Below are 20136 nucleotides of genomic sequence, written 5' to 3' on the forward strand. Positions count from 1 at the left end.
GTCAGTCCACGAGGGACGGAAGGACCAGATCTCGGTAGCGCTGTTTCATCGTCTCGATCACGGCATGGCCGTCGCTGGACCACACTTCGGCGTTGAAGATCTCGATCTCGACGTCGCCGCGGTACCCGGCGTCGCGAACCCACCGACCGATAGTCGTGAAGTCGATGACGCCGTCGCCCATCATGCCCCGCGACAGCAGCGGATCGGCGGTCATCGGGTTCAGCCAGTCGCACACCTGATAGGAACTGATCCGCTCGGCTGCGCCGGCTTGCGCGATCTGTTCGGCCAGGGTCGGATCCCACCAGAGATGGAAGGTGTCGACCACGACACCCACGGTCTGCGCCGGATGCGGTCGCGCCATCGACAATGCCTGCGCCAGGGTGGAAATCACCGCGCGGTCGGCGCAGAACATCGGATGCAACGGTTCGAGGGCAAGGCGGACACCGCGCTCGGCCGCGTACGGGACCAGCACGGCGAGCCGCTCCTCGACCCGCGCCCGCGCGCCCGCGAGGTCGCGGTCCGGCATTCCGCCCATCACCATCACCAGTTCCCGCGTGGCCAGCGTCGCCGCGTCGTCGATGGCACGGCGGTTGTCGTCGAGTGCCGCCTGTTCGTCGTTCGATGCGGTCAGGAAGCCGCCGCGGCACAGGCTGGATACGCGCAACCCCGCATCGGTGACGATCTTCGCGGCGGTGGCGGCACCGACCTCGTCGACCCGATCGCGCCACAGCCCGATCGCGCCGAGCCCCGCGCGGGCGGCCCCGTCCACCGCCTCGGCCAGGGTCCACTTCTTCGTCGTCGCCGTGTTCAACGACAGCGACCGGTACGGGTCGGCCAGATCGAATGGCATGTGCTGTGCCGCAACCGATGTCATGATCGGAATCCGTTCAGTTCGAGGTAGACCCGCATGCGGTGCGCGGCCAGTTCCGGGTCCGACAGCAGTCCGGCCTTGTCCGCGAGCCGGAACAATTCGGCCGTATGCGGCACAGATCGCCCCGTGGACAGTCCTGCCACCATCGAGAAGCCCGCTTGCTTGCCGTTGAGCCACGACAAGAAGGCGATACCGGTCTTGTAGTAGTACGTCGGTGCCGCGAAGATGTGGCGACCGAGCTCCTGGGTGGAGCTGAGGATCTCCGACGCACGCGCCACATTGCCGTTGTCGATTTCCTGCAACGCGGTGGACGCGGCCGGGTAGATCGCCGCGAAGACGCCGAGCAGCGCATCCGAATGTCCTTGCGCGTCACCGATGATCAGCTCGGGATAGTTGAAGTCGTCGCCGGTGTACAGCCGAACCCCGTCGGGTAGCGCGCGTCGAAGTGCGATCTCGTGTGCCGCGTCGAGCAGTGAGACCTTGACCCCGTCGATCTTCGATCTGTTGTTCTCGATGAGTGCGCGGAACGTCTCGGTGGCGGTATCGACATCGGCGCTGCCCCAATATCCCTGCAGCGCAGGGTCGAACATGGTGCCCAGCCAGTGCAGGATCACCGGTCGATCGACACTGCCCAGCAGTTTCTCGTAGACGTACACATAGTCGGCGGCCGAACGGGCGACCTGGACGAGTGCGCGCGAGGCCATCAGGATCACCTGCGCGCCCGCCTCTGTCACCACGTCGATCTGCTCGCGATAGGCATCGACGATCCTGGCGAGTCCGGCCGACCCGGCGGGGATTCCGGCGAGGTCGAGCTGATCGGTCCCGGCTCCGCAGGCGAGCCTGCCGCCTGCCGAGGCCGCCTCGGCGCCGGATCGCCGGATCAATTCCGCGGTCGCCCGCCAGTCGAGGCCCATGCCGCGCTGTGCGGTGTCCATGGCGTCGGCGACCCCGAGCCCGTAGGACCACAGCTCGTGCCGGTAGGCCAGCGTCGCGTCCCAGTCGACAGTCGCGGGCGCACCCGGTGTGTTGTCGGCCGTCGCGCACGGAATCACATGCGCGGCGGCGAAAGCCACGCGCGAGGTGATCGGCTGCGCCGGCCGCGTCCAGGTGCCCGGCGCACCGAGAACGTAAGGGTGGAGGCCGCCGTCGACGGGCAGCATGACCGACAGCCCCGTGGACGTCGTGGTCACAGCGTGACCTCCGGGATCTCGATCCGGCGGCCCTCAGCGGAGCTGCGCAGGCCCAGTTCGGCCAGTTGAACCCCGCGTGCGGCCGACAACAGCCCGTAACGGTGCGGCCGTTCGTTCACGACATCGGTCAGGAATTCCTCCCATTGCAACTTGAACCCGTTGTCCAGATCCGCGTTCGCCGGCACCTCCAGCCACTGATCACGGAACGGCTCGGTGACCGGAAGATCGGGATTCCAGACCGGCTTTGGCGTATGCGAGCGATGCTGCGCGACGCACTTGCGCAACCCTGCGACCGCGGAGCCGTGGGTTCCGTCGATCTGGAACTCGACGAGCTCATCGCGGTACACGCGCACCGCCCACGACGAATTGATCTGCGCGACAACGCCGTTTTCCATCTCGAAGATCCCGTAGGCGGCATCGTCGGCGGTGGCCGGATAGGGCTTGCTCTGTTCGTCCCATCGAGTGGGGATGTGGGTGGTCGCCTTCGCGGTGACCGCCTCGACTTTGCCGAGCAGGCCCTCGAGCACGTAGTTCCAGTGACAGAACATGTCGACGACGATGCCGCCACCGTCTTCGGCCCGGTAGTTCCAGCTGGGTCGCTGGGCGGGTTGGCCGTCGCCTTCGAAGACCCAGTAACCGAATTCGCCGCGCAGCGAGAGGATCCGGCCGAAGAAGCCTTCGTCGACGAGCCTGCGCAACTTCACCAGGCCCGGCAGGTAGAGCTTGTCGTGCACGACTCCCGCGGTGACGCCGGCGTTCGCGGCCACCCGGGCGAGCTCGACGGCCTCGGCCAGCGTTTCGGCGGTCGGCTTCTCGGTGAAGACGTGTTTGCCCGCTTTCATCGCCGCCGCGAGCGCCTCGGCGCGACGCGAGGTGACTTGCGCGTCGAAATAGATGTCGATGGACGGATCGGCGATGACGGCGGCCGCGTCGGTGCTCCATTCGGCGATGCCGTGTTCTTCGGCGAGTTCGGCGAGCTTGGCGGCATTGCGGCCGACCAGGATCGGCTCGACCTGGACGCGGCTGCCATCGGGGAGCAGCAGTCCGCCGCCGTCGCGGATCGGCAGGATCGATCGCATCAGGTGCTGGCGGTAGCCCATGCGACCGGTGACGCCGTTCATGGCGATGCGGAGCGTGCGCGGGGGAGTGGAATCGGGCATTGTTGGTGTGCCTCTTCTGATTTTGCGTGGCTGACGACCGCAGAATGGGTCGTGGACGGTATGCGGGACCCGTATACGTCGAGTGGACAAGTCAGCGTCGGAATGCGCTTTCCAAGCTATGCTAGTCACGAACTTCGGTCAACCCCACGCGCACTGAGAGAACGAGGCACGAAGCCATGGCGGCTGTGAGATTGCAAGACGTAGCGACCAGGGCGGGCGTTTCCCAGGCAACCGCGTCACGCGTACTCAACGGATCGTCACGGGTGCCCGGCGAGGGCGTCGCCGACCGGGTTCGCGCCGCCGCCGCCGAATTGGGATATGTGGCAAATGCCCAGGCCCAGGCGCTGGCGCGGTCGTCGACCGGGCTCATCGGGCTCGTCGTGCACGATATCGCCGACCCCTACTTCTCCTCGATCGTGCAGGGCGTCCAGGCAGCAGCGCGCAGAGCGGGCAAACTCGTGTTGCTGGCGAGTACGCAACGCGATTTCGATATCGAACGCGAGTCCGTGAGCACGTTCATCTCGCACCGCGCCGACGCGATCATCCTGGCGGGTTCTCGCCAGAGCGGAGACCTCGACCGCGATCTCGAGAAGGAATGCGCGCGGTATCTGGACAACAGCGGCAAGGTGGTCGTGATCGGCCAACCGCTGTCCTTCGGCGCCGCCGTGGAGCCCGAAAACTATGTGGCATCAGCACAATTGGCGCATGCCTTGCTCGCGCAGGGTCACCGGGATTTCGCCGTCATCGGCGGGCCTGGCCACATCAGGACTGCCGTCGACCGGCGCAACGGCTTCGTCGAAGCGCTGGCGACGCAGGGCGTGACACCGCTGGTGGAGATCGCGGGGGACTTCTCCCGCGACGGGGGTTTCAGCGCCGCCCGCAGGCTCTCGGCCGCGTTGGATCTGCATCCGGGGCAGGTCGGCAACATCGTGCCCTGCGTCTTCGCGGTCAGCGATGTGATGGCGATCGGGGCGATCGCGGCGTGGCGTGAGCTCGGCCTCGCGGTGCCCGACGATGTCTGCGTCGCCGGGTTCGACGACATCTTGACGCTGCGCGACCATGTGCCCGGTCTGTCGACGGTGGCGCTGTCGCTGGTCGAGATCGGCGAGCGCGCCGTCGCGCTCGCGCTCGACGATTCCGCGACGGCCTCGCGGGCACACGAATTCGTGCCCGGCCGGGTGATCCTGCGCGACAGCACCATTTTTCGATAGCTCTGACCTGCGATAATCCGAAACCCTTGACACTGTGGGGCCGGTCACACTAGCCTCGGCTCCAGCGTCGGAAAGCGCATTCCCAGCGGGTGCAGTTCGAACCCCGCTCCACTACTAGCTTTAGGACTCCAGATGGCGGTAGTCACGTCCGTCGAGGCCAGTTCCTCAGCACCGAAAGCGACGCAACCCGTTCGCGCCCGGCGCCCAAAGCTCCCCTCCCCATCCACTCTGTGGTCGACCGTGTGGCGGCCGCTCGCCCTGGTGGCGGTGCTCATCGTCGCCTGGTGGGCGGTCACCGAGTTCGAGCTCGTCGAGCCCTACATTCTGCCGTCGCCGGCGGATACCTGGCGCACCGCCGTCGACAATTCGGCCTATCTCCTCGACAACACCTGGGTCACGGCCTACGAGACGGTGGTCGGTTTCATCATCGCCGCACTGATCGGCGAAGCCGTCGCCCTGGTGATGATCTACTCCCGCGGTGTCGAGCGAACGATGTACCCGCTCATCCTTTTCGCGCAGGTCATTCCGAAAATCGCGATCGCGCCGCTGTTCATCGTCTGGCTCGGATTCGGCACCAGTCCGAAAATCCTCGTGGCCGTGCTGATGGCATTCTTCCCGATTGTCATCTCCGGTATGGCCGGGCTGCGCTCGGTGGATCCAGAGATCCTCGAACTCACCTCCACGATGGGTGCGAGCAATTGGAAGACGTTCGTGAAAGTGCGTTTTCCCGCATCACTGCCGCAATTGATGTCCGGACTGAAGATCGCCGCCACCCTCGCGGTCACCGGCGCCGTGGTCGGCGAATTCGTCGGCGCCAACGAGGGGCTCGGCTACGTGATCCTGCAAGCCAACGGAAATATCGACACGGCAATGCTGTTCGCCGCCCTGATCATCATGTCCATGCTTGGCATCATCCTGTTCGCGATCATCGAGATCGCCGAGCAGTTCCTCATTCCCTGGCACGCCTCCCGTCGATCCACGGCCTCGGTCGTCGGTGCCGCATGAGCATGTCGAACAACCGTATTCGCGCCACAGCTGGAGAAATCGCATGAAATTCCGAAACCGCACACTCACGACGATCGGCGCCGCGGCGGTGGCCTCGGTCCTGGCATTGACCGGCTGCGCAGGCGGCGGCGACGACACGAAGGATCCCGGCACCGATGGGAAGACCACCGCCGTGTCGCTGATGCTCAACTGGTACCCCTACGGCGAGCACGCCCCGTTCTATTACGGGGTGCAAGAAGGGATCTTCGCCAAACACGGTATCGATCTGAAGATCTCGGCGGGACAGGGTTCCACCAAGACCGCGCAGGCCACCGGCTCGAAGCAGACCGACTTCGGCTGGGCCGACACTCCGGCCGTACTCAGCAATATCGACAAGGGTGTCAAGATCAAGAGCGTCGGGGTCTTCCTGCAGACCACGCCGTCGGCGGTGCAGGTGTTCGCCGATTCGAATATCCGGACGCCGGCCGATCTGGTGGGTAAGACCATTGCCGTCTCCGCGGGTGACGCGCCGACCACCACCTTCCCGGTCTATCTCGACAAGGCGGGCGTCGCGGCAGATCAGGTGACCCAGCAGAGCCTCGACTCGGCGGGCAAGATGTCGGCGATGCTCTCGGGCCGCGTCGACGGGCTGATCGGATTCGCGCACGACCAGGGCCCCACCATCGCGAACAAGAGCGGCAAAGAGGTTCGCTACCTGCGGTATTCGGACCAGGGCCTGAACTTCTTCAGCAACGGCCTGATCGCCAACCAGGCCACCATCGAATCCTCGCCCAAACTGGTCCAGGCCATGGTGGACGCGACGAGCGAGGCCTTCGCCGCCGCGGTCGCGAAGCCGGAGGCAGCGGTCGCCGCGATGGAAGGCAAGGACCCGCAACTGCCGCCGCAGCAGGTGCTGCTCCAGCAGTGGCAGCAGACCATCCCGCTGCTCAGCACCCCGGACACCGTTGGCAAGGCGCCGGGAACCAACGCCGAGGCGAATTGGCGTGCCACCGTCGAGGTGCTGAGCACCGCGAAGCTGCTCGACAAAGCCGAGGACCCGGCCAAGTACTGGGACTCGAAGTTCACGCCAACCCCCACGCCGTGACCGGAGCAGTGACGAGATGAGCACACCACCCAACACCATCGCCCGCACCGACACCGCAGTCGCGGTGGACGATCTGACCGTGCGGTTCGCGTCCAAACGCGGCGAGGTCACCGCGCTGCGGAATGTGGATCTACGGGTCCGCCCAGGCGAATTCGTGTCGATCGTCGGCCCGTCGGGCTGCGGCAAATCGACGCTGCTGAAAGTCGTCGCCGGTCTCACCGAAGCGAGCGGGGGCAGCGTAGAACTCGGCGGCGCCCCCGTGCGCGGGCCGCAGCGCAATATCGGTTATGTCTTCCAGCGCGCCGCACTGCTGGAATGGCGAACCGTCCGCAAGAACATCCTGCTCCAGGCCGAGATGCGCGGCATGAACAAGCGCGCCGCCGCGGCCGAATGCGCGCGTCTGATCGAGATGACCGGACTCAGCGGGTTCGAGAACGCCCTGCCGCACGAACTCTCCGGCGGTATGCAGCAACGGGTTTCGCTGTGCCGGGCCCTGCTGCACGAACCGGAAGTGCTGCTGATGGACGAGCCGTTCGGCGCGCTCGACGCGCTCACCAGGGAACGGATGAACGTCGAGCTGCATCGGATCTGGCGCGAGACGGGCACGACGGTGCTGCTGGTCACCCATTCGGTGGCCGAGGCCGTCTACCTCGCCAACCGGGTGGTCGTGATGAGCCCGAGGCCGGGCCGGATCATCGAATTGCTCGACGTCGACCTGCCCGCGCATCGGGATTACGCCACGACGATGGAAACGCCGGAATTCATCACGGTCGCCAACCGGGTCCGGGATCTGCTCGGCTCGGTCGCACAAGCGGACTGATCGCCGACCCCCGTCGACTCGCTGAGAGGAAGTCAACCGCGTGAGGGTTCTGGTCGCGCCGGACAAATTCAAAGGAAGTCTCTCCGCGGCCGAGGTGGCCGACCGGCTGGCGGCGGGCTTGGCGGTGGCGGGGGTCGACAGTGTCAGGATGCCGCTGGCCGACGGCGGTGACGGGAGCGTGGACGCCGCGGTAGCGGCCGGGTTCGCGCCGCATCCGGTGCTGGTGGCCGGGGCGGCGGGAACACCGAGCTCCGGGCGGATCGCCGTCGGCGACGGCACCGCGGTGGTGGAGGTCGCCAACACCTGCGGCCTCACCACCTTGCCGAACGGCCGTGCGCTGCCGCTGGATACGAGCAGTCTCGGGATGGGACAAGCTATTTCGCAAGCGTTGCGCTTTCGGCCACACCGGCTGGTCCTCGCTCTCGGTGGCAGTGCCAGCACCGACGGCGGCATGGGGCTCCTCGCGGCGCTGGGCTTCACCTTCGCCGACGCGAGGGGAAGACAGCTGCGCGCGTGCGGACGGAACTCGATTCGAGTCCACACCGTCGACTCGTCTCGGGTGGTGAATCTGACCGGCGTCGAGATCGTGGTCGCCAGCGATGTCACCAACCCCTTGCTCGGACCGGCCGGTGCGGCGGCCGTGTACGGACCGCAGAAGGGGGCGAGCGCCGCCGAGGTGCGACTGCTCGACGCGGGCCTGACCAAGCTCGTCGAGGCGTTCGCCCGTAGTGGCTACCCGGACGCGATGACTGTCGCGGCCACAGCAGGAGCCGGCAGCGCGGGCGGGATCGGTTTCGCCGCGCTGCTGCTCGGCGGCACCATCGTGTCCGGTGCCGAGTTCTTCCTCGAATTGTTCGAGTTCGATCGGCACCTGCCGGGCTTCGACCTGGTGATCACGGGGGAGGGAAGTATCGATGAGCAGACAGCCAACGGCAAACTGCCCACGGTGCTCGCCCGACGCGCACACCCGGTGCCGGTCGTCGCCGTCGCCGGCCGGAGCACGCTGTCCCCAGCGCAATGGGGCCCGGCAGGATTCGCCGGTATCCATTCGCTCGGCGACTACACCGACAGGAATACCGCCGATGACCCAGAACTGACCCGGGAACTGCTGACCCGGATCGGCAGGCAGATCGGTCAGGCCGCGATCACGCCCACCACCGCCGGCCATCGTGCCGAACTGTCGGAGTGCTGACGGGTGCGCGGCTCACCCTTTGAGTCGCAGCACCGCCAGCACCCGCCGGTGGCGCGTATCCGACGGTGGCAGATCGAGTTTGGTGAAGATGTTGCCGATGTGCTTCTCGACGGCCCGCTCGGTCACGGTGAGCGAGGTGGCGATGGCGTTGTTGGTGAGTCCCTGTGCCATCAGTTCGAGGACCTCCCGTTCGCGCGGGGTGAGCCGGGCGAGCGAATCCTGTTGCCGGGACGCGCCCATCAGCTGACTCACCACCTCGGGGTCGAGTGCGGTGCCGCCGGTGGCGACCCGGTGCAGTGCGTCGACGAAGTCACCGACGTCGGCGACGCGGTCCTTGAGCAGGTAGCCGACGCCACTGGCGCCTGCGGCGAGAAGTTCTGTCGCGTACCGGGTTTCGATCCACTGCGAGAACACCAGCACGCCGGTGTCCGGATATTTCCGGCGCAGTTCGATGGCGGCGAGCAGGCCCTCGTCGGTGAAGGTGGGCGGCATCCGCACATCCACCACCGCGACATCGGGCCGGTGGGCTTCGACGACCACGCTCAACGTCGTCGCGTCGCCGACCATCGCCACCACCTGGTGTCCGCGTTCGGTGAGCAGCCCGGCCAACCCGTCGCGCAGGATGGCGCTGTCCTCGGCGATCACCACCCGCAGGGGTGCGCCGCCCGTGGTCACTGCGGGCCCTCGTTCGGCAGGATCATGGTCACCACGGTAGGCCCACCGGCGGGGCTGTCGACGGTGAGCGTGCCGTCGACAGCGAGCGCACGGGCGGCGAGCCCGGCCAATCCGCTGCCGGTCACGGTGTGCGTGCCGGGTCGGGGCGCACCACCGATTCCGTTGTCCCGCACGGTGACCGCGATAGATCGCAGGCTGTTGGGCAGCACGGTCACGGTGGCCCGGTTCGCGTGCGCGTGTTTGACCACATTGGTGAGTAGCTCGGCGACGGAGAAGTAGGCGATCGCCTCGATGGCCGGGCTCGGCCGCCGTGGTATCTGCACGCGCAGGTCGACCGGCACCGCGCAGCGAGCGGTGAGGGTCTCCAGCGCCGGGCCGAGGCCCAGCTCGAGCGCGGGTGGATGGATGCCGCGGACCAGTTCGCGCAGTTCGGTCAGCGCCTCCTTGGAGTTGGCACGTGCCTCGGCGATGAGGTCACGGGCATCGCCGCCGGCGGCCAGGCGTTCTTCTGCCCGGCCCAGCGCCATGGCGATGGTGACCAGCCGGGCTTGCGTGCCGTCGTGCAGGTCGCGCTCGACGCGGCTCAGGGTGGCGGTCGCGTCGTCCACCGCGGCCCGCCTGCTGGCCCGCAGTTCTACCAGTTGCCGGTCGCGCGGTGTCGCCGCCAACAGGTGGACGATCAGCAACCGATGCAACCAGCACACGCCACGGACCAGCCACGGCAGCGCGAAGCACAGCACGATGCCGATACCGGACAGGGCGAGCGCGCGTGGCCAGGTGTCGATGTAGAACGATCCGAACTGGGCGAGGCTGTGGCGCTCCACGCCGTTGCCGTCCACCTGGACCGGATCGAACAGCACCCAGGGAATGGGCGAGATCGCCGTGAAACCGACTATCGCGATCACCACGAGAACGACGTAGCCCACCGCGACGCCGAGCACGGACTGCGCCAGCAGGAACAGCAACGCGCGCCAGCTCGGTCGATCGGTGAACGCGCTCTTCAGGAAGCCGAAGAACCCGCTCGCCCGGATGAAATCCGGTGGCGGTTCGACCGAGGTGTCGAGCAGTGTGCGGCCGAGGAACCGGTAGATCCGGCCCCATACCCGCCCGCCGAGCAGAATTGTCGCCAGCAACGGAATGCCGATGAGAAAGATCGACGCGTACAGACCGCCGCCGAACCCGAAGAACAGGTAGCACACGGCCACGCAGCCGAGGACGAACGACAGGACCAGATAGGCGAGCTCCTTCCAGGTCCTGGCCTCGATCGGCGCGCGCAATACCGCGGCCAGCGGTCCGGTCCGGCGGCGCGGTTCGTCCGGCGTGGCGGTGAGCGCAACGGTCGGTTCGCCGGCGATGTCGACCACGACAGTCGGCTCGGCTGGTGTCTCGGTCATGGCTCCATGGTTGTCGTCGTGGCGCGGAATTTCGATCGAGCTGTCCACCGAGTCGGTGGTGTGGCCAGCTACACCCGCTAGCGCCTGTTGGGCCGCGCCGACTCGATCCGGGCGGCGAGTTCGACGAGGTCCTCGGCCGGGCCGGTAGGGGGGGTTCTGCGGTGCCAGATGGCCCGGAACTTCCTGGTCAGGGTGATCCCCTCGGCCAGTCGCACCTCGTGCAGGGTGCCGGCGCGCAGTTCGTGCGCCACTATCAGGCGGCTCACCACCGCGGGCGCGGTACCGCTGCGGGCGGTGGTGAGAATGGCCGCCGCCGAGCCGAGTTCGGCTGCGGGCCGGGCGGGGGTGCCGTGGATCTCGAGTGCCTCCCAGACCGTGTCGCGGGTGCCGGAACCCTTCTCGCGCCACAACAGTGGGGTGTTGGCGAGTTCGCGCAGTGTCACCGCGCGGCGCCGGGTGGCCCACGGGTGATTCGGCGCGACGACCACGGCGAGTTCGTCGGCCACGAGGACCCGGCTGCCCAGTCCAGCGGGGGAGTGGGGGCCCTCGACGAAGCCGAGCTCGGCCTCGCGTGCGTGGACCGCCGCCGTCACCTGCTGGGAGTTCGCCACGTCCAGTTCCACCGCCAGTTCGGGGCGTAGCTTCCGCAGGGCCGACAGCCAGTGCGGAATACGGTGGTCGGCAATGGTTTTCGAGGCCATGACGCGCAGACTCGGGTGCAGCGCGCGGTGCAGTTCCGCGACGCCGTCCATCAGCGTGGCACCGGCGGCCAGCACCGGACGGGCGAGTTCGACCACGTCGTAGCCCGCGTCGGTCAGGTCCGAACCGGTGGGCCCGCGATCGAGCAGACGCAGCTGTAATCGCCGCTCCAACGCGCTGATTCGCATGCCGACGGCAGGTTGGCTGATTCCGTGCCTGCGCGCGGCCGCGCCGAGGCTGCCCAACTCCGCGACCGACACCAGCAGGTCGAGCACCTCCAGGTCGGGCGTTCCCCTCGGCAAGCTCATAAGGAAACCTTACGAGGCGATGGATATCGACCGCTACCCGAGCAGGCACCCGGCGACCAGGCTTGTCCCTGTCCGCGCATGGTGGACGAAGTACAGCGAGGAGAACACCGTGACATTCGTGATCGGCGCCGCCTGCGTAGACATCCTCGACCGGGCCTGCATCGAGGAATGCCCGATCGACTGCATCTTCATCGGCGATCGCATGGCCTACATCCAGCCCGACGAATGCATCGACTGCGGCGCATGCGAACCGGTCTGCCCGGTCGAGGCGATCCACTACGAAGACGATCTCCCCGCCGGCCAAGACCAGTTCATCATCGAAAACCGGCGATTCTTCGACGAGCCCCTACCCGGCCGCCCCCTGCCGCTTGGCCAACCCGGCGGCGCCGCGACGATCGGCCCCCTCGGCACGGACACGAACTTCGTCCGGAACTACCAGCCGTGAGGCGCGACGGTGGCCGACGCGACGCCGCGTCCGGCCACCGCCGCGCGGACTGGGCGGAAACACAGATCCCCGAGAACTACGCGGGCTGATCGCCTGGTCGGTCTCGCATCGCCTGGGTGTTCAGCACGTCGACCTCGCAGCCTGGCGAGGTGGGGTCGAAGCCGTGCTCGACCAACCAGCGGACTCCCAGCAGGCTTCGCAACGACCACCACGCCCGGATCACATCGAGGTCGATATCGGTGCCGTACCCGGCGATGACATCGCAGAGGTGTTCCTCATGCCCGAGCGTGAGGGTGGCGAGGTCGTACATGGCATCGCCGCGAGCCGCCTCGGACCAGTCGATCACACCGGTGACCTCGTCACCCTCGACGAACACATGGGCGGCTTGGAGGTCGCCGTGGATGAACACCGGCGCACATGGCCGAAGTGCGGCTTCGGCAATCCGGCGGTTGGTTGTGACCACGTCGGTCGGGAGAACGCCGTTCGTGATGAGCCACTCGCATTCGCCGTCGAGCTCGCGCGTGAGCTCGTCGAGGTTGCGACCGGGCCAGGGTGGTAGCGGCGCGTCGTGCAGCCGCCGGACCGTGGCCCCCGCCGCGGACCATGCGGCCGACGACGCGGTCGATGGCCGACCGAGGCGGCCGAGTGCTGTACCCGGCAGTGCGGCGAGCGCGAGTACTGGCGGTGTGTGCCACAGGATCTCCGGTGTCGGAATCGGTGCGCCGACCATCGCGGCGACCTCCACATCGGTGTGCTTCTGATCGATGTCGATCTTCAGGAACACGTCGCCGACGCGCACTGTCGCGCGCTCATGATGGGCGACAACGACTTCGACCTTTTCCACGTCGGCCATTGTGGCTGGGATGGTCACCGGTGTCGCCAGGTTTTCGGTGGGTGCTCGGTGTCGGTGCGGAGATCCAGCCTTCGCAGGTGACCGGGGTGGCGGTCCCGTTGTTTCGGGTGTGCACGCGCGGGTAGCGCGGTAGGAGACCGCGAGCAGAAAGGTGACGTAGTGCCGGAGACCACCGAACCGGCCAGGAACTCTGAGGCGTCGATTGCCTCGGGGCGTTGCTGATGGTCGACGACGTCGAAAAGCGTGGGTCCGACGACGGGGAATACCGGCGGGCCGCGCTGTATGTCGTGTGTGTGGTCGGCGTCGCGGCGCTTGTCTTCGCGGCGGTGAATGTGTGGGCGGCGAACCGGGGCGCGTGCGCGCAGGCGCATACCCACCTGTGTGACACCCCAGCCGAGTCGGCCGTCGTGATCGGTCCCTCCGTCATTCTGCTGCTCGGGGGCATCGGCGCGTTCGTCCGGACCTACCAGCGGTGGCGCGACGGCTACTCATGGCGGACATGGCAGGGCGCCGGCTGGTTTCTGTTCATTCTGATGACGGCCTACCTGGCGATCGGGGCCGGCACCATCGCAGCGTAGCCCCGCCGACGATGTCGCATTCACACTGCCGGGTGGTTGGCGGTTGCCGGGGCCGTCGTGTGGGACAGCGCCCGAACGGGACGCGCTGACCCCGGCAACCGCCCGCCCGCCGGTCAGGAGTTCGGCCATCCTGTTCCCGGCGGCGGTCGGTGGGTCGATCTACACCGCGCGATACCCGAGCGCATCGGGTCGAAACAGGACCACCACGGCCTCTCTACGATCTGTTCTGTTTCAGACTGCCGACAGCGAGCGATCCGTTCGCTAGTGGCTCCTGCTTCTCCACGGCGTGGACATAATTGCTGGGATCCTTGTCGACCGGCCGCACACCGGCGTAGTGGCGCGCTTCGTAGGCTGCGAAGGTGACGGCCAGTCGATGGCGTTGCGGTACCGCGGCCAGCCGGCGGAATTCGGTGAGGCCTTCGCGCTCTTCCTCGGCCATGTGGTCGCTGTTGGCGAGGTTGGCCGCCGCGACGGCCGCGTACCAGTCATCGGTGCCGACCTGGTGGTGCGCGACGTCGGCCACCGCGTCTCTGATCTCGTTGTGATCGTGGATGGCGTCGAGCGTCTCGTCCTCCACCACGCCCGTGCGCCTGGCCGCGATGCCCGTCTCGAGCAACGCGGGGTAGAAGATCTCCTCCTCGGCCTGCGCGTGTAGCTCGAGGAAGGCCGCGAGCCTGTCCCAGATCGACGACAGCGCATCGGTGTCGGTGCGATCGATCTGTTCCAAGATCGCGAACAGCCGGCGCTGCTCGTGGTGGTCGTCAAGGATCAGCTCGGTGATGTCCACGATTCCTCCCTGATTGTCAGGTCAGCATGGATCGCCAGGGCAGCTGGCATTTCGACGATAACGCACCGCCGCCGCATTCCTGGTCAGCGCCCTTGCCGCCGATAGGCTGGATCGGTTCATCACCGACGCACCACGTCCGAGACGAGAAGGGGATTCATGTTGTCGACTCGCGGAATCGCGGCCACCGTGACAATCGGTGTCGTCATCGCTTTCCTGGGTGCCGGAACAACGGCCGCTCAGCCCCGAGCACTTGGCCCGACACAGTCGCCGCACGGAATCGCCGAGGGAGGCCGGCACGCCGTCGAGGCTATCGGCGACAGCGACGAAGGCGGCAAGCCGGAGAGCGACTCCGACGGGAAGGGCAAGGGGAAAGGAAAGGGCGAGGGCAAAGGCAAGGGCAAAGGTCCCGTCCTCACCGAGTGAGACGCGTCCGATTACCGTGATTGAGCGGCGTAGGCGCGGGTAGAGCGGGATATGGAGGAGGTATAACTATGGCTTCCATGGATCCTGATCCCGCTCGCATCCCTGATCTGGAGGCGGGTGGTGGTGTGCCACCCGGCTCGACGCCGCCGGAGACGCCCCAGACCTCGGGACTGTCGGCACCGGAGCCCCGGACTCGGCACAGATTCCCGCCGACCGGCGTCGCCGCGGTAGTGGTGACAGTGCTGATCGTGGCGCTGTTCGTCGCCGGCGCGGTGGCGATCCTGTTCGCGCTTTGAGCCGGCCGTGCGGCGTGCTCGTGACGAACAGGACGAGGCCTCGACCGGGGTAGGACCCCGCCCTGGCACAGCCGATCAGGCGTCGCCGAATCCCCGCTCCGGCGCGCGGCTGTTTGGGACGCGGATTTCGAGGTACCACGACGGTGCGGCCGTAGGTCGCGCGAGCGGGTCAACACATCGTCGAAGGAGGAGAAGTTCATGGATCCCCTGGACATCATCGCTCAGTGGCGTCGGGACATCGCGCTTGCCGACGGCGGCGGCGAGGAGGCCGCGATACAGCGGTTGCGTGGCGAGTGGTCCGAGGCAGCGGGCGTCGACGCGCAGGACGCGCTGACCTTGACTCCCGAGCGCGACGAATCCAGTCGGCGTACCGGAACCACGGACGACGATCGGACCTGATCGGTTCGCAGGGGCAGTTCGGCAACACGATCGCGCGGTGCTCGCCCTCTTCTTCGCGCGCTGAGCAGATCAGTGCGGCAGCGGTGCGGTCGCTGGGCCTTCCAGCACCGCACCGTCCGGCGCGAAGCGGGAGCCGTGCAGCGGACAGTCCCAGGTCTTCTCGGCATCGTTCCAGTTGAGAATGCCGCGCAGGTGCGTGCAGACCGCCGACACCGTGTGGGTCTCACCAGCGACGGTGCACAGCGCCCTCGGGTGCAGGCCATGACGTTCGACCCTGCCCTCTCCTTCGAGCGGCGGCGTCGCGGCGTCGGTGCCGAGCAGGTGCAGCCATCCGGTCGACAGGTGCCGCGCCACTGCGGCATTGGCCTGCACACCGGCGAACAGCGTCTTCACCGCACCGGAACGCCAGCCGTCGTAGGCTCGCGACCACGCGGGCCTGCGGTCGGTCAGTCGGCCGGCCAACACCAGCGCGGCGGCGACGCCGTTGGTGATGCCCCACTTGGCGAATCCGGTCGCGCACTGCACCTCGTCGGCACCCAGCTGTACCGCGCCGACGTAGGGCAGTTCGGAGATCGGGTGGTAGTCCTGCGCGGACCAGCGATCGAGTAGCCGCGCGCCGGGGAACCAGCGATCCGTCCAGTCCAGCAACTCCGTGACCTGATCGGCCTCGGAGCCCACGCGGCCGACGTCGTGGCCGCTACCACCGACCAGCAGGACATCGCCGGCTTCGGCGGGGCACCAGCGCAGCGAACGAATCGGCTGACCCGCGCTGATGAACATCTCGTGCGGAATCGGCCCTGGAACCTCGAAGGCGGCCAAATAGGACCGCTGGGCCGTGAGTTGCGCCGCGAGGCCGAGCCGGTCGAACACCGGCGAGCCGGTCGCCACGATGGCGTTCGCCGCCGAGACCTCGCCCTGGTCGGTGCCGATCACGACGCCACCGTCGCGCCGGCGAAGTCGCTGTGCGCGAGTCGATTCGAAAATCCGGCTACCGCGCGCCTCGATATCGCCCGCGAGCGCGGTGAGAACCGCGACCGGATCGACCTGCGCCTGCTCCCTGAGCTGGACACCGCCGTGCGTGGGGAAACCGACCTCGAACTCGTCGATCAGCTGGGTGGGCAGGCCCACCGCACGGGTGGCCTCGTACTCGGCGCGGACCGCCGCGAACTCGTCGGCATTCTGCGCGTAGGTGACCGCGGGAACGCGCTGCGTATCGATCCCGTGGTCGATACAGAATTCGAGCAACCAGTCGAAGCCCGCCTGATTCGCGGCCAGATACTGCGCCAGAACGCCGATGCCGTGCCGGCGGGCGATGGCCTGTGCGCGAGTTCCCTGCAGCAGTGAGATCTTCGCGGTGGATGCGCCGGTCGTGACGGCGCCGAGCTGACGTGCCTCGAGGACGGCGACCTCGCGGCCCTGCTCGGTCAGGAGAAACGCGGTGGTCAGTCCGACGATCCCGGCGCCGATCACCACGGTGTCGACCTCGATGTCACCGGCGAGCGGAGGGCGGGCCGGCGTCTCTGCGAACCAATACGATGTCATGCGGGCCGCATACCCCGATACGCCGAACGAAACGACGCACAGGTCGACAGCACGCGGTTCAGTGTCTGCCCTCGGCGAATTCCTTGACGATCTCGGCGCAGAAGGCGGGCAGGTCGGTGGGGTTTCGGCTCGACACGAGGCCGTTGTCGGTCACGACTTCCTGGTCGACCACGGTGCCACCCGCGTTGCGGATGTCGGTGCGCACGCTGGGGTAGGCGGTGAGGGTGCGGCCGCGGACGGCGTCGGCTTCGACGAGGGTCCACGGTCCGTGGCAGATGACGCCGATCGGTTTGCCGGTGGCGGCGAACTCCTTGACGAAGGCGACCGCCGCGGGGTCCTGGCGTAGCTTGTCAGGGTTGGTGGTGCCACCGGGGAGCAGGAGCGCGTCGAAGTCGTCGACGGCGGATTCGGCGACGCGTCGGTCCACCGTGAAGGTGTCGCCTTTCTCGACGTCGTGATTCATGGCCTGGATGGTGCCGCTCTGGAGGGAGAGCAGGGCGGTCGTGGCGCCCGCGTCCTCGACGGCTGCGCGTGGCTGGACGAGTTCGACCTGTTCGACTCCGTCGGTGGCCAGGATGGCGACGTGCTTTCCGGTCAGTGGTCGCTGGGGCATCGTGCACTCCTTCGTGGGAATCGGGTTGCCTACGCGGGCAACAGTTTTCGACATCTCACCGACATCGCGATCACTTGTCCCCGCGGTCGGCTCTCGCGTCCGGGTACCCGCCCTCGGCGAGATCGGCGAGCCGCGACAACGATTCGCGGTTCCGTGGCACGAGCAGCATCGACTGGACCGCGTGCGGCAACAATCGACTCGGCCCGCGAACGGCCTGTTCGGTCATCACGACCTCACACGAGGTAAGGCCGATGGCGCGTAGCTCCACCCGGACGACCGCGCCGCCGATCGGCCAGAGCCTGGCGTCGAGTTCGATGCTGTGCGGCGGATCGAGGGCGCGGACCTCGGTCGTGTCCCCGATGGTGCACGGCCACGGCCCGACACTGTGATGAATTCGAGCTCCCACATCCGGCCACGAGTCGTCCACACCGCGGATGTGCGAGGCACCGACGACCCAGCTCGCGTAGGACCAGCCGTCGGCCAGCACCGCGAACACCTCGTCCACCGGCGCCTGAATTGTGCGCGTCACCTCGACCATGTCGTGGATCGCCTCCTCGGCTGGTTCGTCCCGCTCGGTCACACCGGCGCTTACCCGGTCCCGCGACTCCGAATCGTCAGCAACACGGTGAGGCTCCCACCGAGTTGTCAGGGAAGACCCGGAGCGGGCGCCTGTTTGGGAAACCCACAGCGAGGTACCGCGACCATGTCGCCGAGTCTTCCGCCGTGCGCGCGACAAGCCGAACCGTCGAAAGGATCTCTGATGGGCGCACCTCTGCAAGCTCTCGCCCTGGTCTGCACACTCAAGCCATCGCCCGCCCCGTCGAGCAGTGCCCTCATCGCCGATCAAGTACTCGACGCGCTGGCCTCGCACGGTGTCGAAGGTGAGTCGGTACGGGTCGCCGACTTCGACGTCCGCCCCGGGGTCGGTGCCGACGAAGGCGAGGGGGATCAGTGGCCACAGATCCGGCGTCGTGTGCTCGACGCCGACATCGTCGTGCTCGCCACCCCGACCTGGCTGGGCCACCTGTCGTCGGTCGCGCAGCGCGTGCTGGAACGGCTCGACGCCGAACTGTCGAACACCGACGACGCGGGCAGGCCCGCCATGTTCGGCAAGGTCGGCGTCGCGGCGATCGTCGGCAACGAGGACGGCGCGCACAAGATCGCCGCCGACACCTTTCAAGCGCTCGACGACATCGGGTTCACCATCCCGGCCCAGGGTTGCACCTATTGGAACGGTGAGGCGATGGGCGGCATCGACTACAACGACCTCGACGAAACCCCCGACGCGGTCCGCGAGACCACCCGCACCCTGGCCCGCAACGCTGCCCACCTCGCCGACCTGCTGCGGGCACAGAACTATCCCGCCGGCTGACTCTGCGCCATGCAGGAAGCACCCGCGATGTAGCCCCCGGAATTCGGGTCACCGGGAAAGACACGAGCGAGAGGGGGCATCCGGTGATTTCGGCGCCGGTGCGTATTCGGTCCCAGTCGGGGTAAGCGCACCGTGCTTGTGTTGTCGATGATGGGAGGCGTCATGGTGGATGTCGACGAAAAAGTGTCGACCGGCGGCGGACGGTTGCAGATCCCGCGTAGCCGGGGCGCGCTGGGCGGGCTCGCGGTGCTGCTCCTCGGAATCTGGGGCGCACTCATCCCGTTCATCGGGCCGTATTTCGATTTCGCGTACACCCCCGACGAGGCGTGGGTCTGGTCCTCGGCCCGCGGCTGGCTACAGGTCCTGCCCGGGGCCGTCGCGATCGTCGGTGGGCTGCTCATGCTGATGAGCCGCAACCGACTGGTCGCGAGTTTCGGTGGCTGGCTGTCGGTGGCGGCAGGCGTGTGGTTCGTGATCGGGCCGTTCCTGGCCGACCTGCTCCGTCTCGGAGACATCGGCGAGCCGGTGGCGGCATCGGATCTGAAGCGCGCGCTGCTGCAGTTGACGTTCTTCTACGGACTCGGCGCGCTGATCCTGTTCTTCGCGGCGAGCTCGCTGGGACGTCTGTCGGTGCGCAGTGCCCGAGATATCGCGTTCGCCGAACGCACACGTGGCGTAGACCAGCGCCGCGTGGTCGAGGAAAAGGTACCCGCCGACGGCGACTATTCCGCTACCCGCGGGCTGCGCCCCACCGACATCCGGCACCGGCCGGTCTGACGGCTGTGCCGATGCGACGGACTACGCCGTTTTGACGGTGACCATCGTGTCGGCGCTGGGGAAATCGAGCACCCGCAGGCGGCCCGTGACCAGGTCGACGGTGTCGGCGACCACACGGCCCGCGCGGCGCGCGTCATCGGCGAAGCTCGTGCTGACCACCCGGTAGCTGCGCTTGGCGGTGAGCACGATATCGCCTGCCCGCAGCGAACCCGCCGAGGTGGGGGGCACGGTCGTGATCGTCGACGGTGCCGGTTTCCGGATGAGCTCTATCAGTTTCAGCAACCTTGTTCTCCGCACTGTGAAACGCCTGCTGAGGCGTCCCGTTCGCCGGATTCGCAAACGGTGTCGAGAGATCTTTTACCCAGAAGGATCAGGTTTGAACCCTCGGGTTCGAGCACCGGACCAGCGCGCCCAGCCTCGGGGCTCATGTTGTCGAGCGCGT

General features: G+C 67.5%; 24 protein-coding genes. 12 read left to right on the forward strand and 12 right to left on the reverse strand.

Going from position 1 to position 20136, the window contains the following annotated elements; genetic code table 11:
* Position 1: 1 nt before the first annotated feature.
* Genes ACWZHB_RS08550 through ACWZHB_RS08560 form a run of 3 tightly spaced genes read right to left on the reverse strand, consistent with a single transcriptional unit; the run spans position 2 to position 3221 of the window.
* A complete protein-coding gene (locus ACWZHB_RS08550) occupies positions 2-874 on the reverse strand; it encodes a sugar phosphate isomerase/epimerase family protein (protein WP_427907391.1) in 873 nt (290 codons plus the stop codon).
* A complete protein-coding gene (locus ACWZHB_RS08555; RefSeq protein ID WP_427907392.1) occupies positions 871-2061 on the reverse strand; it encodes a dihydrodipicolinate synthase family protein in 1191 nt (396 codons plus the stop codon). The genes ACWZHB_RS08550 and ACWZHB_RS08555 overlap by 4 nt, the downstream gene beginning before the upstream one ends.
* Positions 2058-3221: a Gfo/Idh/MocA family protein gene (locus tag ACWZHB_RS08560; protein WP_427907393.1), complete on the reverse strand. Its 1164-nt coding sequence runs from the start codon at positions 3219-3221 to the stop codon at positions 2058-2060. Before ACWZHB_RS08560 ends, ACWZHB_RS08555 begins: the two co-directional genes overlap by 4 nt.
* A 176-nt stretch (positions 3222-3397) precedes the next feature.
* Here ACWZHB_RS08560 and ACWZHB_RS08565 point away from each other — a divergent pair, with 176 nt between their 5' ends.
* From ACWZHB_RS08565 to ACWZHB_RS08585, 5 genes are all read left to right on the forward strand, one after another.
* Positions 3398-4432 (forward strand): LacI family DNA-binding transcriptional regulator, encoded by a 1035-nt coding sequence (locus ACWZHB_RS08565; protein ID WP_427907394.1) that lies wholly within the window; start codon positions 3398-3400, stop codon positions 4430-4432.
* 240 nt (positions 4433-4672) lie between these two features.
* Positions 4673-5437: an ABC transporter permease gene (locus ACWZHB_RS08570; protein WP_427907395.1), complete on the forward strand. Its 765-nt coding sequence runs from the start codon at positions 4673-4675 to the stop codon at positions 5435-5437.
* 43 nt (positions 5438-5480) lie between these two features.
* Positions 5481-6521 carry an ABC transporter substrate-binding protein gene (locus ACWZHB_RS08575; RefSeq protein ID WP_427907396.1) on the forward strand — a complete coding sequence of 347 codons (1041 nt, stop codon included), beginning with the start codon at positions 5481-5483 and terminating at the stop codon, positions 6519-6521.
* 16 nt (positions 6522-6537) lie between these two features.
* Positions 6538-7341 (forward strand): ABC transporter ATP-binding protein, encoded by an 804-nt coding sequence (locus ACWZHB_RS08580; protein ID WP_427907397.1) that lies wholly within the window; start codon positions 6538-6540, stop codon positions 7339-7341.
* Between the two features lie 40 nt (positions 7342-7381).
* Positions 7382-8533 (forward strand): glycerate kinase, encoded by a 1152-nt coding sequence (locus ACWZHB_RS08585; RefSeq protein ID WP_427907398.1) that lies wholly within the window; start codon positions 7382-7384, stop codon positions 8531-8533.
* A 12-nt stretch (positions 8534-8545) separates the two neighbouring features.
* Here ACWZHB_RS08585 and ACWZHB_RS08590 read toward each other — a convergent pair whose 3' ends face one another.
* The 3 genes from ACWZHB_RS08590 to ACWZHB_RS08600 form a co-directional block, all read right to left on the reverse strand.
* Positions 8546-9187 carry a LuxR C-terminal-related transcriptional regulator gene (locus ACWZHB_RS08590; RefSeq protein WP_427909114.1) on the reverse strand — a complete coding sequence of 214 codons (642 nt, stop codon included), beginning with the start codon at positions 9185-9187 and terminating at the stop codon, positions 8546-8548.
* Positions 9188-9204: 17 nt separating this feature from the next.
* Positions 9205-10602, reverse strand: coding sequence for a sensor histidine kinase (locus ACWZHB_RS08595; protein WP_427907399.1), 1398 nt, complete (start codon positions 10600-10602; stop codon positions 9205-9207).
* A 77-nt stretch (positions 10603-10679) separates the two neighbouring features.
* Entirely contained in the window at positions 10680-11609 is a 930-nt protein-coding gene (locus tag ACWZHB_RS08600; protein ID WP_427907400.1) for a LysR family transcriptional regulator, read from the reverse strand.
* A gap of 109 nt (positions 11610-11718) precedes the next feature.
* On the opposite strand from ACWZHB_RS08600, the gene fdxA reads away from it, so the two are divergent.
* On the forward strand, positions 11719-12054 hold the full coding sequence (gene fdxA, locus ACWZHB_RS08605; RefSeq protein ID WP_427907401.1) for a ferredoxin: 336 nt from the start codon (positions 11719-11721) through the stop codon (positions 12052-12054).
* Positions 12055-12130: 76 nt separating this feature from the next.
* On the opposite strand, the gene ACWZHB_RS08610 is transcribed toward fdxA, so the two are convergent.
* Positions 12131-12907 carry a phosphotransferase family protein gene (locus tag ACWZHB_RS08610; protein WP_427909115.1) on the reverse strand — a complete coding sequence of 259 codons (777 nt, stop codon included), beginning with the start codon at positions 12905-12907 and terminating at the stop codon, positions 12131-12133.
* Between the two features lie 221 nt (positions 12908-13128).
* On the opposite strand from ACWZHB_RS08610, the gene ACWZHB_RS08615 reads away from it, so the two are divergent.
* Positions 13129-13485, forward strand: a complete 357-nt coding sequence (locus ACWZHB_RS08615; RefSeq protein ID WP_427907402.1) for a hypothetical protein — start codon at positions 13129-13131, stop codon at positions 13483-13485.
* A gap of 214 nt (positions 13486-13699) precedes the next feature.
* Here the strand turns inward: ACWZHB_RS08615 and ACWZHB_RS08620 are convergent, their stop codons facing one another.
* Positions 13700-14272 (reverse strand): hemerythrin domain-containing protein, encoded by a 573-nt coding sequence (locus tag ACWZHB_RS08620; protein WP_427907403.1) that lies wholly within the window; start codon positions 14270-14272, stop codon positions 13700-13702.
* Between the two features lie 156 nt (positions 14273-14428).
* Between ACWZHB_RS08620 and ACWZHB_RS08625 the strand changes: the two genes are divergently transcribed.
* The 3 genes from ACWZHB_RS08625 (at position 14429) to ACWZHB_RS08635 (ending at position 15390) form a co-directional block, all read left to right on the forward strand.
* Entirely contained in the window at positions 14429-14695 is a 267-nt protein-coding gene (locus tag ACWZHB_RS08625; RefSeq protein ID WP_427907404.1) for a hypothetical protein, read from the forward strand.
* A gap of 68 nt (positions 14696-14763) precedes the next feature.
* Positions 14764-14991: a DUF6480 family protein gene (locus ACWZHB_RS08630; protein ID WP_427907405.1), complete on the forward strand. Its 228-nt coding sequence runs from the start codon at positions 14764-14766 to the stop codon at positions 14989-14991.
* Between the two features lie 198 nt (positions 14992-15189).
* Positions 15190-15390 carry a hypothetical protein gene (locus ACWZHB_RS08635; protein ID WP_427907406.1) on the forward strand — a complete coding sequence of 67 codons (201 nt, stop codon included), beginning with the start codon at positions 15190-15192 and terminating at the stop codon, positions 15388-15390.
* Positions 15391-15459: 69 nt separating this feature from the next.
* Here ACWZHB_RS08635 and ACWZHB_RS08640 read toward each other — a convergent pair whose 3' ends face one another.
* From ACWZHB_RS08640 to ACWZHB_RS08650, 3 genes are all read right to left on the reverse strand, one after another.
* Positions 15460-16932, reverse strand: a complete 1473-nt coding sequence (locus tag ACWZHB_RS08640) for an FAD-dependent oxidoreductase (RefSeq protein ID WP_427907407.1) — start codon at positions 16930-16932, stop codon at positions 15460-15462.
* Positions 16933-16990: 58 nt separating this feature from the next.
* Positions 16991-17545 carry a type 1 glutamine amidotransferase domain-containing protein gene (locus tag ACWZHB_RS08645; RefSeq protein WP_427907408.1) on the reverse strand — a complete coding sequence of 185 codons (555 nt, stop codon included), beginning with the start codon at positions 17543-17545 and terminating at the stop codon, positions 16991-16993.
* Between the two features lie 70 nt (positions 17546-17615).
* A complete protein-coding gene (locus tag ACWZHB_RS08650; protein ID WP_427907409.1) occupies positions 17616-18125 on the reverse strand; it encodes an SRPBCC family protein in 510 nt (169 codons plus the stop codon).
* Between the two features lie 180 nt (positions 18126-18305).
* Here ACWZHB_RS08650 and ACWZHB_RS08655 point away from each other — a divergent pair, with 180 nt between their 5' ends.
* The gene (locus ACWZHB_RS08655; RefSeq protein ID WP_427907410.1) at positions 18306-18917 is read left to right on the forward strand and encodes a flavodoxin family protein; all 612 of its coding nucleotides are present in this window, start codon (positions 18306-18308) and stop codon (positions 18915-18917) included.
* A 162-nt stretch (positions 18918-19079) separates the two neighbouring features.
* Positions 19080-19694: a hypothetical protein gene (locus ACWZHB_RS08660; RefSeq protein ID WP_427907411.1), complete on the forward strand. Its 615-nt coding sequence runs from the start codon at positions 19080-19082 to the stop codon at positions 19692-19694.
* Between the two features lie 21 nt (positions 19695-19715).
* Here the strand turns inward: ACWZHB_RS08660 and ACWZHB_RS08665 are convergent, their stop codons facing one another.
* Positions 19716-19922 carry a hypothetical protein gene (locus ACWZHB_RS08665; RefSeq protein WP_427907412.1) on the reverse strand — a complete coding sequence of 69 codons (207 nt, stop codon included), beginning with the start codon at positions 19920-19922 and terminating at the stop codon, positions 19716-19718.
* Between the last annotated feature and the right edge of the window lie 214 nt (positions 19923-20136).

The organism is Nocardia sp. FBN12, from assembly GCF_054031145.1.

Excerpts from the sequence above, each read along its gene's own strand:
- ACWZHB_RS08560 (WP_427907393.1), bottom strand. The coding sequence starts at position 3,221 with ATGCCCGATTCCACTCCCCCGCGCACGCTCCGCATCGCCATGAACGGC.
- ACWZHB_RS08625 (WP_427907404.1), top strand. The coding sequence starts at position 14,429 with ATGTTGTCGACTCGCGGAATCGCGGCCACCGTGACAATCGGTGTCGTC.
- ACWZHB_RS08630 (WP_427907405.1), top strand. The coding sequence starts at position 14,764 with ATGGCTTCCATGGATCCTGATCCCGCTCGCATCCCTGATCTGGAGGCG.
- ACWZHB_RS08640 (WP_427907407.1), bottom strand. The coding sequence starts at position 16,932 with ATGACATCGTATTGGTTCGCAGAGACGCCGGCCCGCCCTCCGCTCGCC.
- ACWZHB_RS08655 (WP_427907410.1), top strand. The coding sequence starts at position 18,306 with ATGGGCGCACCTCTGCAAGCTCTCGCCCTGGTCTGCACACTCAAGCCA.
- ACWZHB_RS08660 (WP_427907411.1), top strand. The coding sequence starts at position 19,080 with ATGGTGGATGTCGACGAAAAAGTGTCGACCGGCGGCGGACGGTTGCAG.
- ACWZHB_RS08575 (WP_427907396.1), top strand. The coding sequence starts at position 5,481 with ATGAAATTCCGAAACCGCACACTCACGACGATCGGCGCCGCGGCGGTG.
- ACWZHB_RS08565 (WP_427907394.1), top strand. The coding sequence starts at position 3,398 with ATGGCGGCTGTGAGATTGCAAGACGTAGCGACCAGGGCGGGCGTTTCC.
- ACWZHB_RS08550 (WP_427907391.1), bottom strand. The coding sequence starts at position 874 with ATGACATCGGTTGCGGCACAGCACATGCCATTCGATCTGGCCGACCCG.
- ACWZHB_RS08580 (WP_427907397.1), top strand. The coding sequence starts at position 6,538 with ATGAGCACACCACCCAACACCATCGCCCGCACCGACACCGCAGTCGCG.
- ACWZHB_RS08615 (WP_427907402.1), top strand. The coding sequence starts at position 13,129 with ATGGTCGACGACGTCGAAAAGCGTGGGTCCGACGACGGGGAATACCGG.
- ACWZHB_RS08610 (WP_427909115.1), bottom strand. The coding sequence starts at position 12,907 with ATGGCCGACGTGGAAAAGGTCGAAGTCGTTGTCGCCCATCATGAGCGC.
- ACWZHB_RS08635 (WP_427907406.1), top strand. The coding sequence starts at position 15,190 with ATGGATCCCCTGGACATCATCGCTCAGTGGCGTCGGGACATCGCGCTT.
- ACWZHB_RS08645 (WP_427907408.1), bottom strand. The coding sequence starts at position 17,545 with ATGCCCCAGCGACCACTGACCGGAAAGCACGTCGCCATCCTGGCCACC.
- ACWZHB_RS08595 (WP_427907399.1), bottom strand. The coding sequence starts at position 10,602 with ATGACCGAGACACCAGCCGAGCCGACTGTCGTGGTCGACATCGCCGGC.
- ACWZHB_RS08600 (WP_427907400.1), bottom strand. The coding sequence starts at position 11,609 with ATGAGCTTGCCGAGGGGAACGCCCGACCTGGAGGTGCTCGACCTGCTG.